General features: G+C 67.0%; 13 protein-coding genes and 1 tRNA gene. 9 read left to right on the top strand and 5 right to left on the bottom strand.

Translation table 11 applies throughout. The features are described 5' to 3' along the window. Positions 1-102 precede the first annotated feature (102 nt). From F8566_RS08970 to F8566_RS08955, 4 genes are all read left to right on the top strand, one after another. Positions 103-363, top strand: a complete 261-nt coding sequence (locus tag F8566_RS08970; RefSeq protein WP_151559452.1) for a hypothetical protein — start codon at positions 103-105, stop codon at positions 361-363. Further along, entirely contained in the window at positions 317-2,170 is a 1,854-nt protein-coding gene (locus tag F8566_RS08965; RefSeq protein ID WP_225992981.1) for a helix-turn-helix domain-containing protein, read from the top strand. Before F8566_RS08970 ends, F8566_RS08965 begins: the two co-directional genes overlap by 47 nt. A 148-nt stretch (positions 2,171-2,318) precedes the next feature. Further along, entirely contained in the window at positions 2,319-2,498 is a 180-nt protein-coding gene (locus F8566_RS08960) for a helix-turn-helix domain-containing protein (protein ID WP_225992980.1), read from the top strand. A gap of 239 nt (positions 2,499-2,737) precedes the next feature. Beyond that, a complete protein-coding gene (locus F8566_RS08955) occupies positions 2,738-3,949 on the top strand; it encodes a site-specific integrase (RefSeq protein ID WP_225992979.1) in 1,212 nt (403 codons plus the stop codon). A gap of 91 nt (positions 3,950-4,040) precedes the next feature. Here the strand turns inward: F8566_RS08955 and F8566_RS08950 are convergent. Both F8566_RS08950 and F8566_RS08945 read right to left on the bottom strand, forming a co-directional pair. Further along, positions 4,041-4,114: transfer RNA gene (locus F8566_RS08950), tRNA-Pro, on the bottom strand. An 82-nt stretch (positions 4,115-4,196) separates the two neighbouring features. Then, the gene (locus tag F8566_RS08945; RefSeq protein WP_225992978.1) at positions 4,197-5,102 is read right to left on the bottom strand and encodes a metallophosphoesterase; all 906 of its coding nucleotides are present in this window, start codon (positions 5,100-5,102) and stop codon (positions 4,197-4,199) included. A 108-nt stretch (positions 5,103-5,210) separates the two neighbouring features. Between F8566_RS08945 and F8566_RS08940 the strand changes: the two genes are divergently transcribed. Beyond that, positions 5,211-5,666 (top strand): GatB/YqeY domain-containing protein, encoded by a 456-nt coding sequence (locus tag F8566_RS08940; RefSeq protein WP_151559448.1) that lies wholly within the window; start codon positions 5,211-5,213, stop codon positions 5,664-5,666. A 79-nt stretch (positions 5,667-5,745) separates the two neighbouring features. Here the strand turns inward: F8566_RS08940 and F8566_RS08935 are convergent, their stop codons facing one another. After that, positions 5,746-8,028 (bottom strand): penicillin-binding protein, encoded by a 2,283-nt coding sequence (locus tag F8566_RS08935; RefSeq protein ID WP_151559447.1) that lies wholly within the window; start codon positions 8,026-8,028, stop codon positions 5,746-5,748. 320 nt (positions 8,029-8,348) lie between these two features. On the opposite strand from F8566_RS08935, the gene F8566_RS08930 reads away from it, so the two are divergent. Then, the gene (locus tag F8566_RS08930) at positions 8,349-8,660 is read left to right on the top strand and encodes a WhiB family transcriptional regulator (RefSeq protein WP_151559446.1); all 312 of its coding nucleotides are present in this window, start codon (positions 8,349-8,351) and stop codon (positions 8,658-8,660) included. A gap of 281 nt (positions 8,661-8,941) precedes the next feature. On the opposite strand, the gene F8566_RS08925 is transcribed toward F8566_RS08930, so the two are convergent. Both F8566_RS08925 and F8566_RS08920 read right to left on the bottom strand, forming a co-directional pair. Next, on the bottom strand, positions 8,942-10,084 hold the full coding sequence (locus F8566_RS08925) for an ArsA family ATPase (protein WP_151559445.1): 1,143 nt from the start codon (positions 10,082-10,084) through the stop codon (positions 8,942-8,944). A gap of 137 nt (positions 10,085-10,221) precedes the next feature. After that, a complete protein-coding gene (locus tag F8566_RS08920; protein ID WP_225992977.1) occupies positions 10,222-11,217 on the bottom strand; it encodes an ArsA-related P-loop ATPase in 996 nt (331 codons plus the stop codon). 216 nt (positions 11,218-11,433) lie between these two features. Between F8566_RS08920 and F8566_RS08915 the strand changes: the two genes are divergently transcribed. The 3 genes from F8566_RS08915 (at position 11,434) to F8566_RS08905 (ending at position 13,674) form a co-directional block, all read left to right on the top strand. Further along, a complete protein-coding gene (locus F8566_RS08915; protein ID WP_151559443.1) occupies positions 11,434-12,558 on the top strand; it encodes a slipin family protein in 1,125 nt (374 codons plus the stop codon). Between the two features lie 493 nt (positions 12,559-13,051). Next, positions 13,052-13,210 carry a DUF4177 domain-containing protein gene (locus F8566_RS08910; RefSeq protein WP_151559442.1) on the top strand — a complete coding sequence of 53 codons (159 nt, stop codon included), beginning with the start codon at positions 13,052-13,054 and terminating at the stop codon, positions 13,208-13,210. Positions 13,211-13,212: 2 nt separating this feature from the next. Beyond that, the gene (locus F8566_RS08905; RefSeq protein ID WP_151559441.1) at positions 13,213-13,674 is read left to right on the top strand and encodes a RidA family protein; all 462 of its coding nucleotides are present in this window, start codon (positions 13,213-13,215) and stop codon (positions 13,672-13,674) included. Positions 13,675-13,691: the final 17 nt, after the last annotated feature.

Genomic DNA, 13,691 nt, shown 5'->3' with positions numbered 1-13,691 from the left:
CACGCGCCGTTCGAAGGGAGTGATGCCCAAATGCCCACAACGCCACCGACCAGGATCAACCTACGGGAGGTACGTCACCGTAACCGCACCGCACGAGAAGCCATGGTACGACTCCCAGACACCACGCTCGGAATCGAGGCCATCAACGAGTCCCTCGATGACAACCCCTTCCTCGTCGCTGCCGTCCGGAACCTCATCTCCGAGCTGGCTCAGATTCGCCGCTACAGAGCGGACCTGGTGGCCGCCGCCCGCGCGACTCTGACCGCTGCCCACGACGCCGAACGGGATCCCCTCTACTACTTGCGTGACGAACTGCGTGCGCAAGGCCAACTTCCTCCGGACAGCTGGCGGGACGATGGCTAGAGCGCGCCAGATGCGGCGGCAAGCCCGCACGATACGCCGCTACGGCTACCAGCCGATGATCGTCATGAACGGCGACGGCCAGCTTCCCGACGTCATCGCCACGCTGATCGGCCGAGGGCTCTGGCGGTACCGATCCGAACTCGCCCCGATCTACCTCGCCACCACGCTCGCCAGCGCGGGCACCGTCCTGCATTTCACCCATCCGCAGTGGTGGCCGTACCTTCTCGTCGCTGGCACGTTCGCCGCCTGGCTTCTGGCACTGTTTGGTGAACATGCCGGGCTCGCACTGCGCGCAGAACGTCTCTACGCCGCGGTCGTAGCCATGAGCGCCGGCTCCTGGCTCGCCGCCGTGACGGCGCTCGGCATCACCTTCTGGCCGCTCGCGCCCCTTCTCCTCGGAGGCGGACTCATGCTGGCCCTGCCATGGTGGGTACATCGGCGACGGTGCGCAAAGGTTCGCGTGAACCGCCAGCTCGACGCCTGGCCAGACATCGCACAAGCGATAGGACTGGCGGGCTCACACGTTCAGTCAGCCGTCGTCGACGTGTGGGGGTGGCGTGCACGCTTCGCCCTTGCGCGCGGCCAAACGATCCAAGACGTGATCGGCAAGATTCCCGCGATCGAATCAGCGCTCGGCACGTTCCGGGGCGCGGTCCGCGTCCATCCAACCCGCGACGACAAGGCCAACCGCTTCGAGTTGCGTGTACTGGACACCGACCCGCACGCCGACGCGATCCCGTGGCCGGGACCGTCCGTCTCCTCCATCACCGAACCGATCGACCTCGGCCCGTTCGAGGACGCCACCAGCGCCCGAGTCTTGCTGCTCCGGCGGCACGGGCTCCTCGGGGGTGTCGCGGGCTCGGGCAAGAGCGGCGGGATCAACGTCCTCATTGGCAACCTCACCGCCTGCCCCGATGTCGTCATCTGGGCGATCGACCTCAAGCTAGGTATGGAGCTCCAGCCGTGGGTGTCCTGTATCGATCGACTTGCCACCACACCAGAGCAAGCTCGCGCTCTGCTGCGCGACGCCGTGGCGGTCCTAGAGGCGCGTGCCGCCTGGCTCGCAAGCCGTGGCGTCCGTGTCTGGGAACCAACGTCGGCGTTGCCTGCCTTGGTGATCGTGATCGACGAGTACGCCGAACTCGCCGACGACGCTCCCGACTCCGCGCGCGATACCGACTCCATCGCGCGTCGAGGACGAGCCGTCGCGGTGACGCTCATCGCCGCAACTCAGCGTCCGACTCAGAAGGCCATGGGCAAGGGCGCGGTCCGTTCCCAGATGGACGTACGGGTCAGTTTCCGCGTTCGTGAGCGCAGGGACGTGGATCTCATCCTCGGGCAAGGGATGCTCGACGTGGGATGGCACGCCCAACGACTCAATGCGCCCGGCAAGTTCCTCCTGTCGGCACCCGAGCACGACATCCCGCGGCGCGCTCGCGCGTACCTCCTCATCGACGAGGCCGTGGCGTCCACTGTCCACAAGCATGTGGACATCCGCCCGACTCTGGACGAGATCTCCCAGACGGCGATCGAGGAAGCGCAAGCAGGGATCCGACTCCATACCGCGGATGAGCAAGAGCAGTCGCTCGCTGCCGAGGGCGATGAGGCTTGCGAAAGTCCTGAGGCGATCCTCTGGGCGCTGTTGAGCGGCGCGCCCGAGGAAGGAATCCCCGTCTCCCATCTGATCAAGGCAACCAACATGAGCCGCCCCTGGGTCTACCAACGGCTCCGTGATCTGTCCGACGGCGGTCGCGTTACCCAGGTCTCCCGTGGCCGGTGGCGCTCCACTGCCGACGACTCTCAGTGACTTGTCTATGTCTACGTCCACGCGCTCGCCTGCACGTATGGAGCGTAGATGAGACATAGACGTAGACAATCACCCACTGTCACGAACGGAGGCGATCACCACGCCCAACGCGAGTCCCGAGCGAGTCTCGGGAGACGAGGAGGTGAGCGTGCAGGCATACACCGTCGAACAGGTCGCCGAGATCCTCCAGATCGGCCGAGACAAGATCTACTTCCTGCTCCGCACCGGTCAACTCCGCAGCATCAAGATCGGCAAACTCCGCCGCATCACTGACCAGCAACTCGCGGAGTTCGTCGCATCCCTCGAAAAGGAAAACGTCGCTCCGTAGGGACGTCTTGGGACGTCTTGAGTTATCGTACCTAGGTGGGCCCAGGGCGCGCCGCTCTTGCGGAAGGTCCCTGAGGCTTCGGTTCTTGACAACTCGATCTGCATGAACGTCTCGCAGGACGCTGCGCGGCAGGGATGGCGCTTCCGCGTTGCGGAAGCGTCATCGCCCGTGTCGCCCGGTGGGACGTCTCTCATCGCGCCCGGTCAAGAACATCACCCCCAAGACGAGGAGGCGGTCACTTGACAAAGATCATCATCGGAGACTTCGAGGGCAGCATCTATCCGGAGGGCAGCGGTTACACCGGTGCCCTTGAACTCGGCTTTGGGCTGGACGGCAAGCGGAAGCGGCTCAAGAGGAAGGGCCGCACTCAGGAGAAGGTCAAGGACAAGCTCAAGGACGCTCTTGAAGACCTGGAGTCCGGCATCAGGAGCCCCGAGAACTACACGGTGGCGCACGCCGTAGAAGACTGGCTCACCAGGGGACTCAAGAACCGTGATCCCGACACGGTGACGACCAATCGCATCCTCGCCCAGAAACACGTGATCCCGAAGATCGGCAAGCTGAAGCTCAAGGATCTACGGGCGGACCACGTGGACGAATGGCTCGATGGGCTCACGGAGCAACTGGCGACACGGAGTCTCCAGGGCGTACACGCGATCCTCAAGCGGTCCATCAAACAGGCACAGGCCCGAGACATGGTCATGCGGAACGTTGCCATGTTGGTCACTACGCCGCAGGGAAGAGTCGGCCGTCCAAGCAAGGCTCTGACGTTCGACCAGGCAAATGCCGTACTGGAGAAAGCCCAGTCATCTCGGCTGCACGCCTACGTCGTGGTCAGCCTGATGACGGGCATCCGGACGGAGGAGGCGCGCGCCCTCCAGTGGGATCACGTCGTCGCATGGGTCGACGACGAGGACGAATGGAAGCCCGTCACAGACGTGGGATTCGACCACAAGCGGTTCGCCGTCCACGTCTGGCGGTCCGTACGGGCTCACGGCGACACCAAGACCCGGAAGTCACGTCGAACGTTGGAACTCCCACAGCCAGCGGTCGACGCCCTGCGAGAGCACCACAAGCGGCAAGCTGCTCAGAAGCTCAAGGCGGGCAAGGCGTGGAAGGCCAACGGGCTGGTGTTCTGCTCACCGGTCGGAACGCCGCTCGATGCCGCCAACGTGCGGCGGGCGTTCCGGCTGATCACGAAAAAAGCGGAGATCGGGGAGGACTGGACTCCTCGCGAGCTGCGTCACTCGTTCGTCTCGATCATGAGTGACAACGGCGTGCCCCTGGAGAACATCGCTGACCTCTGCGGGCACTCGTCCACGGCGACTACCGAGGAGGTCTACCGGCATCAGCTCAAGCCGGTGATCACCAAGGGTGCCGAGACCATCAACAACGTCTTCGTGGTGGAAGCTGCGAGGAAGACCCTCAAGAAGTCCGTCCAAGTCGCGTGACGGTGGCTCCCCGTTTGGCTCCCACCGGCCTCGGAGATCGAAAAAGGGCCCCGGACCTAAGCCGAGACCCTCTCTCACCTGCGTCAACCTGTCGGGGTGGCGGGATTTGAACCCACGACCTCTTCGTCCCGAACGAAGCGCGCTGCCAAGCTGCGCTACACCCCGGTGGTGGCTGCCCGGGAGTCGTACGTGCCTCCCGGCGCCTCGACTACTCTAGCGGATGCTCAGGGGTGGTGCGTCCCCATTATCAGGGGGTTGGGCGGGGGACGAGGGTGAGCAGGGAGGCCTCTGGGGGGCAGCAGAAGCGCATCGGGGCCTTGGGGGAGGTGCCGAGGCCTGCGGAGACGTGGAGCCAGGCGCCGCGGTGTTGGTGGAGGCCCTTGACACGGGGGCGGTCGATGCCGCAGTTGGTGGCCAGGGCGCCGTAGAAGGGCACGCAGACCTGGCCGCCGTGGGTGTGGCCGGCCAGGAGCAGGTCGTAGCCGTCGGCGGCGAAGCGGTCCATGTTGCGGGGCTCTGGGGAATGCATGACGCCGAGATGCACGTCTGCGCGGGGGTCGACGGGGCCGGCGATCTTGTCGTAGCGGTCGCGGTTGATGTGGGAGTCGTCGATGCCGCCGAATTCGACGTCGAGGCTTCCCACCTTGAGGCGGCCGATCCGGTTGTTGAGGTCCAGCCAGCCCGCGGCCTGGAGGGAGGAGCCCAGCTCGCGGTACGGAAGGTCGGGCTCGCGGCGGCGCTTCTTATAGTCGGACTGGCTGGTCCGCCACACGTAGCGGGTGGGGTTCTTGAAGATCGGCGAGTAGAGGTCGTTCGACCCGTACACGAAGGCGCCGGGGCGGTCCAGGAGCGGGCCGAGCGCGTCCAGGAACGGGCCGATGGCGTCCGGGTGCGAGATGGAGTCGCCGGTGTTGATCACCAGGTCGGGCTCCAGCGCGTCCAGGGAGCGGACCCAGCGGATGAGGCGGCGGCGGCCCGGGGTGAGGTGCGCGTCGGAGACGTGCAGGATCTTGACGGAGGGGCGGCCGGGCGGCAGTACGGGGACCTCGAAGCGGCGCAGGCGGAACCAGTTCCGCTCGATGACCGAGGCGTAGCCGAACGTGGCGGCGCCGATGCCCGCCAGCCCCAGAGGTGCGGCGTAGAGCTTTCGCACGGTTCTCCCTCCAAATGACGCCTCCATCGTCCCAGAGATGGGCGGTCCCGCAGAACACCAGACGTAATCCTGGTGAGGCGGAAGGCTTCGTACGGGCATGATGTGACCATGAGTGCCCTGAAGGAGAAGCTGGAGAACGACCTCTCGGTCGCGATGAAGGCCCGTGATGAAGTGCGTACACGCACGCTGCGCATGGCCCTGACCGCGGTGAAGAACGAGGAGGTCGCGGGCAAGCAGTCGCGTGAGCTGTCCGACGACGACGTCGTCAAGGTGCTCACCCGCGAGGCCAAGAAGCGCCGCGAGGCCGCTGCGGCGTTCGCCGACGCCGGCCGCGACACGCAGGCCCAGGCGGAACGGGACGAGGGTGCGGTCCTGGAGGACTACCTGCCCGCTCAGCTGTCCGACGAGGACCTTACTGCGCTGGTCACCGCCGCGATCGCCGAGACGGGCGCCGAGGGACCGCGTGCCATGGGCCAGGTCATGAAGGTCGTCAACCCCAAGGTCGCCGGCCGCGCCGAAGGCGGCCGAGTTGCCGCCGAGGTCAAGCGTCAGCTCCTGGGGTGAGATCAGGCCACGCTCGACGTGAAGACTCCCGCACCAGCTGGTGCGGGAGTCTTCGTGTATTAGGGCGCGAGCTTTCTCGTTAGAAAGGCCAGGGCCAGTTGCCGTTCTGGCCAGGGCGCCCTCTGACGCCCTGCTTGCGGCCGCTGCTCATGAAGATCATTACGGTGCTGCCCGGGGGGACCTCGGCGTTGGCGCCGGGCGAGGTGTTGACCACCTTGCCCTTGGGCAGGTCGGACGGGACAGGCTGCGGAACGATCCTGCCCTGCAGATCGGCGGCCCTGATGGCTGCCATCGCGGCGCCGACCGACATGCCTCGCACGTCCGGGACGGTGCTGGTGTCGCCGAAGTCCTCCAGTGAACGGGCGAAGGGGGGAGCAGGCCTGCCGGAGAGGGCGTTTTGCATGCTCTGCCGCCAGATCGACAGGGGCTGGTCGGCGCCGAAGACGTTCACTGGGTAGCGGACCGGACCGCGCGGGTCCCAGTAGGCGACCGCCGCGGCCATGTTGGGCGTGTGCCCGGCGAAGAGCGCACAGGTGTGGGCCTCACAGGTACCGGTCTTGCCGGCCGCGGGACGGCCGATGCCGCCGCCTCTGGCCGTGCCCACGGTCAGGACGCCCTGCATGATCTCGTTCACCTTGTCGGCCACGGGCTGGTCCACGACCTGGCGGCAGTCCGGCTTGGGAAGCTTGACCTTCTTGCCATCACCGTCGATGACCTCGGTGACCGAGACGGGGGCGCAATACTTGCCCCGTGCCGCGATGCCTGCGTAAGCGGCGGCGAGGTGCACCATGTCGACCTCGTTGGTGCCGAGCACCTGCGACGGGACCTCCAGGAACGGCCGCCCGTCGGCACGCTTCATGCCGAACTTCTGCGCCATCTTCACCGACTCGCAGAGGCCGACGCGCTTTTCGAGGTGTGCGTAGAAAGTGTTGACCGAGTGCCAGGTGCCGGTCTTGAGGTTGTAGGCGCCCTTCTCGGCGGGGTCGGAGTTGCGAGGGCTGAAGACCCCCGTCCCGTTGCCCTTGCAGTCGGTGAGACCGGTGACCGTCGTCTGCGCGCCGGCCGGCATCGAGGTGCTGACCGGGATGCCCTGGTCGAGCGCCGCGATCAAGGTGAAGATCTTGAACGTGGAGCCCGCGGACACGCCGCCACCGCCGCCGTGAGCCCAGTCGGCGGCCAGGTTGAGGGTCGTCCGGCCCTTCTTGGCGCCGTACCGCTTGCTGAGTCCGATGGCTTTGACGTGCCCGGTGCCCGGCTCGACCATCGACTCGGCGCCGACCCGGGTGCTGCCAGGGGCCACGTAGTTGCGCAGGGCCCGGTCGACCGCCTTCTGGGCCTTCCTGTCCAGGGTCGTGCGGATCGTGTAGCCGCCGCGGTTGAGCTTGTTGAAGACGTCCTGCCGCTCCTTGTCCTTGAGCGACCAGTACTTGCCGTCGGACAGGATGTTGAGCACGTCGAACTTCACGTACTCGCAGAAGTACGGGGCGTCGCTGGTCTCGCAACCACCGGCGGGATCGGTCCTGTTGAGCTCGATCGGCTTGGCTGCGGCCGCGTCCGCCTGTGCCTTGGTGATGTGCTTGAGCTCGGCCATCCGGTACAGAACGATGTCGCGGCGCTTGCGGGCGTCCTTGCCGTTGCGGATCGGGTCGAACGCGGCGGGGTTCTGCGTGACGCCGGCCAGCAGGGCGGCCTGCTCGAGGTTGAGGTCCTTGGCGGGCTTGCTGAAGTAGCGCCGGGACGCCGCTTCGATGCCGTACGCGCCGGCGCCGAAGTAGGCGATGTTCAGATAGCCCTGCAGGATCTCGTCCTTGGTCATCTTCTTCTCGAGGTCGAGCGCGTAGCTCAGCTCGCGGAGCTTGCGGCCGACCGTGGGCGCCGTCACCTCCCGGTACTCGGCGTCGGTCTTGGCGTTGTCGACGAGGAGGTTCTTGACGTACTGCTGCGTGAGGGTCGAGCCGCCCTGGGTCTGCTCGGACTCGACGTTCTTGGCCAGCGCACGGATCGTGCCCTTCAGGTCGAGCGCGCCGTGCTCGTAGAACCGCGAGTCCTCGATGTCGACGATCGCGGTCTTCATGATGGGCGCGACCTGGTCGAGTCGGATCGGTTCGCGGTACTTGTCGAAGAACGTGGCGAACTGCTTGCCGTTCGCGTCGAACACCTTCGTCTGGGCCGACGGCTTCGACGTCTTGAGTTCGCTCTCCATGTTCTGGAAGTTGGTCGCCGCGTCACGCGCGGTCAGGCCCGCGCTGCCGATCCCCGGCAGCGCGATGAAGGCGACCAGGACCCCCGCGACGACACCCGCCACCAACAGCCTGAACAGGGTGGAGAAGGCGTTGGCTCGTCCCTCTTTCGCATCATGCACGGGCTCTAGGGTACGCGGGACCACCAGTGCTTACGGGCATAGGTCCGCCGCATGTGCCCATGATCGCTATGCCCGGCTTCGTCGCCGGGTCTGTCGTGATGTCAACCGGCACGGGGGGCGACGCGTCAACTAGAGGTAACTAGTCCGTTCCGGCGGTATGGCCCTGGTGGGCTATATCGAGAATGGGCCCATCGGGGGCTGTTGAAACGTCCCTCGCTTCCGTAAGTTCTTCCCCACGGCTTTCGTTTGGCGGCCTGACGTCCGCGCCCGTCTGGCCAAGGAGCGCAAATCGACACAGACCCTAGGGGAGTGGGGCCAAGATGTGGATCACGGATTGGACCGCCCGCGCCGCCTGCCGTAACGCGGATCCAGACGCCCTGTTCGTACAGGGAGCAGCGCAGAACCGAGCCAAGCTCATCTGCCGCGGCTGCCCGGTGCGCACGGAGTGCCTCGCCGACGCTCTCGACAACCGGATTGAATTCGGTGTCTGGGGTGGGATGACTGAGCGTGAGCGGCGGGCTTTGCTACGGCGGCGTCCGGACGTGGAATCGTGGCGCGAGCTGCTGGAGACCGCCAAGGAGGAGTACGAGCGTTCGGTCGATGTCGACGAGAGTGAACTCGTCGCCAGCTGACCGTACCCAGGCGGAGCCGGGCTGCCCGTTCCCCGAGATCGGACTAGCCCGTTCCAGCACGGTCCGCAAGACCGTCACAGGTCTGAAGCAGTAGCTGTAGGCCCGCACCATGGTCAGGTGCGGGCCTACAGCCACGCATGCCTACACAGTCACGCATGTCCGGCGGCGGGCCCACGGCCGCGCATGTCCACGGCCGCGCATCAACAGCGACGCTTGCCCACGGCAACGCTTGCTCTCAGCCGTGCGTGTCAGGCGGCGGTCGGCTGGGGTGCGCTGGCGGGTCAGGCGGCTGGGCGGGTCAGATCGTTGCCCACGCGGCGGAGGCCTTCGAGGTCGTGGACGTCTTCGGCCTGGGCTGGGACGGCGGTGACCGGGACCGTGGGATGGGTCGAGGCGAAGCGCTCGCGCAGGCGTTCCTCGCGGGCCGCCAGCTGCATGCGATCGGTGTGCAGACGGAGAAGCGCGGCGGTGAGCTGGTGGTCGCCGCGTTCCTCCAGGTTTTCGGCGGCGGCCTGGCTGCGGGCGGCCGACAGGCTGTCGGCGGGCGACTCGTGGACGCGGTTGACGACCAGGCCTGCCAGCGGCATGCGTTCTTCGGCGAGGCGTTCGACGAAGTAGGAGGCCTCGCGGAGGGCGTCGGGCTCGGGGGCCGCGACCACCAGGAACGCGGTGCCCGGCGTCTGGAGGAGCTTGAAGGTCTTCTCTGCGCGTTCGCGGAAGCCGCCGAACATCGTGTCGAACGCGGCGACGAAGGTCTGGACGTCGCGCAGGAGCTGAACGCCGAGCACCTTGTTGATCACGCCGGTGAACATGCCGAAGCCGGCGCTGATCACCTTGACGCCGAAGCGGCCGCCCGTCTTGGCCGGGGCGGCGAGGATCTTCATGAAGCGGCCGTCGAGAAAGCGGCCCATGCGTTCGGGGGCGTCCAGGAAGTCCAGCGCGTTCCGGGACGGCGGGGTGTCGACGATGATCAGGTCCCAGGCGCCCGAGCGGTGCAGCTGGCCGAGCTTCTCCATCGCCATGTACTCCTGCGTGCCCGACAGGGACGAGGAGAGCGACTGGTAGAACGGGTTGGCCAGGAGGGTCTTCGCCCGGTCGGGGTCGGAGTGCGCCTCCACGATCTCGTCGAAGGTGCGCTTCATGTCGAGCATCATGGCGTGCAGCTCGCCGTCGCCCTCGATCTCGATCTTGCGCGGGCTGTTGTCGAGCTCGGACAGGCCCATCGACTGTGCCAGCCGGCGGGCCGGGTCGACGGTCAGCACGACGACGTCGCGGCCGCGTTCGGCGGCCCGTACGCCCAGCGCGGCGGCGGTGGTGGTCTTGCCCACGCCGCCGGAGCCGCAGCACACGATGATCTTCGTGCGGGGGTCGTCGAGCAGGGCGTCGACGTCCAGCGACGGCGGGGTCTTGTCGGAGGGGCTCATCTCACGCGGCTCCGTCGGTCGGGCTGATCAAGGTGGCTCCGTCGAGCGGGCCAGTCCAGGCGGCTCGATCCGGCGGGCTTGTCCAGGTGGCTCCGTTGGTCGGGCCAGTCCGGGCGGCTCCGTTGGCCGGGCTCATCTCAGGCGGCTCCCTGCTTGCGAAGTGCCTCCGCCAGGTCGTACAGCCCGGCCCGGTCCATGCCGTCGGGCAGCAGCGGCAGCACGTAACGCGGCCGGTCGATGCCCTCAAGGCGTTCCTTTTCGCGCTTCTGCAGCGCGGTGCGCTGGGCGTGCTCGGTGGCCTCGCGGATGAGCTCGGCCGCAATGGGCTCCGCGTCGCGTTCCAACCCGGCTGCCTTGAGCCCCCGGACAATCTCCTCCTGGTCGAGCGTGCCCGCGGCGGCGGCCGCCAGCTCGTCGGCGCCCAGCACCGGCGGATGCTCCATGTTGACGATCACACCGCCGACCGGGAGGCCGACCTCGGTGAGGTCGTGGATGCCGTCCATGGTCTCCTGGACCGGCATCTCCTCCAGCAGGGTGACGAAGTGCACAGCGGTCTCGGGGCTGCGCACGACCTTCATGACGGTGTCGGCGTGGTTGCGGACGGGCCCGACCTTGGCCAGGCCCGAGACCTCGTCGTTCACGTTCAGGAACTTGGTGATCCGCCCGGTCGGCGGCGCGTCCATCACGACCGCGTCGTACACGAACGAGCCGTTCTTCTCCCTGCGCCGAACGGACTCACTCGTCTTGCCAGTGAGGATCACGTCGCGCAACCCGGGGGCGATCGTGGTCACGAAGTCGACCAGGCCCAGCTTGGACATCGCCTTGCCGGCCCGCTTGAGGTTGTAGAACATCTCGAGGTACTCGATGAGCGCCTCTTCGGTGTCGATCGCGAGCGCGTACACCTCGCCGCCCTCCGGGGCGACGGCGACCTTGCGCTCCTCGTACGGCAGCGGCGGGCAGTCGAACAGCTGGGCGATGCCCTGCCGGCCCTCGACCTCCACCAGCAGCACCTTGCGTCCCCCGGCGGCCAGCGCCAGGGCCAGGGCGGCCGCGACGGTCGTCTTGCCCGTGCCACCCTTACCGGTGACGACGTGGAGACGTACGCCGTCCCAATCGGTGTCTTTCGCGCTCACCCAATCGACCATATCGTTCGCTCGGCAAGGACTTCAGAGGGCGCCCGCACTCATGCAAGTGATCCCTGACACGGTGCCGTCCGGGTCATGAGATCCGCTCGCCAGGCCGTTGTATTCGGCCGTGCCCACGGGGTTAGCTGGGAAACGTGAACCGGTTCGCGAGCCGGAACGTCCGACTCATGAGCTTCGAGTTCTCACTGAGCGGAGGTGCTCGTCATGGCGGTATTTCTCACACTCCTTCTCATCCTCGGGATTTTCGGTCTGGTCGCTGCTGCGGCGTCGGTCAAGGTCGTCCAGCAGTACGAACACGGAATCGTTTTCCGCTTCGGTCAGGTGCGGCGAGGTGAGCAGCTGAGGCCCGGCGCGGTGCGGGCCCCAGGTCTGACCGTCATCGTGCCGATCGTTGAACGCATGCAGAAGGTCAACCGGCAGACGATCACCATGAACGTGCCGGCACAGGAGGGCATCACTCAGGACAACGTGAGCGTGCGCGTCGACGCCGTGGTCTATTTCCGGGTGATCGATCCGGTGAAGGCGATCGTGAACGTCCAGAACTACGGCTACGCGGTCTCCCAGATCGGCCAGACGTCGCTGCGCTCGGTCATCGGCCAGACCGACATGCAGGAGCTCCTAGGCGAACGAGAAAAGATCAACATGCGGCTGCGCACGATCATGGACGAGATCACCGACGCGCCGTGGGGCATCCGGATCGAACGTGTCGAGATCAAGGACGTGTCCTTGCCGGAGGGCATGAAGCGGTCCATGGCCCGCCAAGCCGAGGCCGAACGCGAACGCCGCGCGCGCATCATCACCGCCGACGGTGAGTTCCAGGCCTCCAAGCGCCTGGCCGCCGCCGCCGAGATCATGTCGCAGGACCCCGCCGCCCTGCAGCTGCGCCTCCTCCAGACCGTCGTCGAGGTCTCGGCCGAGAAGAACAGCACACTGGTGATGCCCCTGCCTGTCGAGATCCTGCGCTTCTTCGACCGCATGGCCGGTGGAGTCGGCACTGACCAGACGGCCCAGGCCCCGGACAAGCCCGGTCTGGGCGAACGCCTCGCCAAGGCTGAGCAGGAGCTGGCCAAGGCCGCAGAGCAGTCCCCGCCTCTCGAAGGCGCCGGCGAAGTCCCACCCGTACTCGGACTGGACGAGCCCAAGAAGCAAAGCCCGCAGGTCGGAGCAGCCTCTGACGCCGAGACTCCCGGCATCGAAGCCGCCCGCCAAGCCGAGGCCGCTGGCCAAGCCGACGCCGCCCGCCAAGCGGAGGCCGCTGGCCAAGCCGGGGCCGCTCAGGACCCTCTCACTGAAGAGCCCACCCCGACCCGCCGAGACACCGCAACCTGAGCTGGCTCGACCTGGCCCGGCCTGCGTGGCCGGGCTGGCGTGGGCCGGGCCTGCGCGGCCGGGCTGGCGTGGGCCGGGCCTGCGTGGCCGGGCCTGCGTGGTGTGGCCTGGCGTGGCCGGGCCTGAGCTGAGCTGGAGCGGTTCTGTGGAGTGCCCCGCACGGGAGGCTGGAGACGTTTAACGAAATGCGCAACGCCCGTTCTCCGGTTTTGTTCGGAGAACGGGCGTTCGCGTCTGGTGGATTAGATGTTTGCTTGCCGTCGCACACGGGCCCGTACGCCGTCCGACGGGGGCGGGGTATGCGGCACCTTGGCACAGGCGTTCTTGCTGTTGTTCAAGTCGGTGTCCCTGACTCTGCGCCCGGATGTCGCCCGGGACTCTTCCGTTGACGTTTCGCGAACTGTGCATGGACGCGGTTGAGTAACGCGCGGAACGTGTGCTCACGGTGGTGCGTGGGCCCGGTCGGACGTGCCTGGTCGCTAGGCTCAGGGGCATGAAGCGCTTTGAATATGCGACCGTGCCGCTGCTGGTCCACGCGACGAAGCAGATCCTTGACAACTGGGGCCAGGACGGGTGGGAGCTCGTCACCGTTCTCCCTGGTCCGAACCCGGAGAACCTGGTGGCCTACTTCAAGCGTGAAGTGGAGCAGTAACGGTGAGCACGCCGGAGGAGCGCCTGCGCGAGCTCGGTCTGGAAGTGCCCGAGGTCGTCGCGCCGCTCGCGTCCTACATGCCGACGGCGCGGACCGGATCGCTTGTCTACACGGCCGGGCAGCTCCCGATGGTCAAGGGTGAGCTGCCCGTCACCGGCAAGGTCGGGGCCGAGGTGACGGCCGAACAGGCGTTCGAGCTGGCCCGGATCTGCGCGCTGAACGCGATCGCGGCGATCAAGGCTGAGGTCGGCGACCTCGCCAAGGTCAAGCGGATCGTGAAGGTCGTTGGCTTCGTGGCCAGCGCGCCGGACTTCTACGGCCAGCCGCAGGTGCTGAACGGCGCCAGCGATCTGCTCGGCGAGGTCTTCGGCGACGCGGGCCGTCACGCCCGCAGCGCGGTGGGCGTCGGCGTGCTGCCGCGCAACGCCCCGGTCGAGGTCGAGGTCATCGCAGAGGTCGCCTGAGAACCGGACGATGTCCA

The sequence above is a fragment of the Actinomadura rudentiformis genome (genome assembly GCF_008923185.1).
GTDB lineage: Bacteria > Actinomycetota > Actinomycetes > Streptosporangiales > Streptosporangiaceae > Spirillospora > Spirillospora rudentiformis.
Note: the sequence above shows the minus strand (reverse complement) of the source record. Positions and strands in the feature narration are given on the sequence as shown.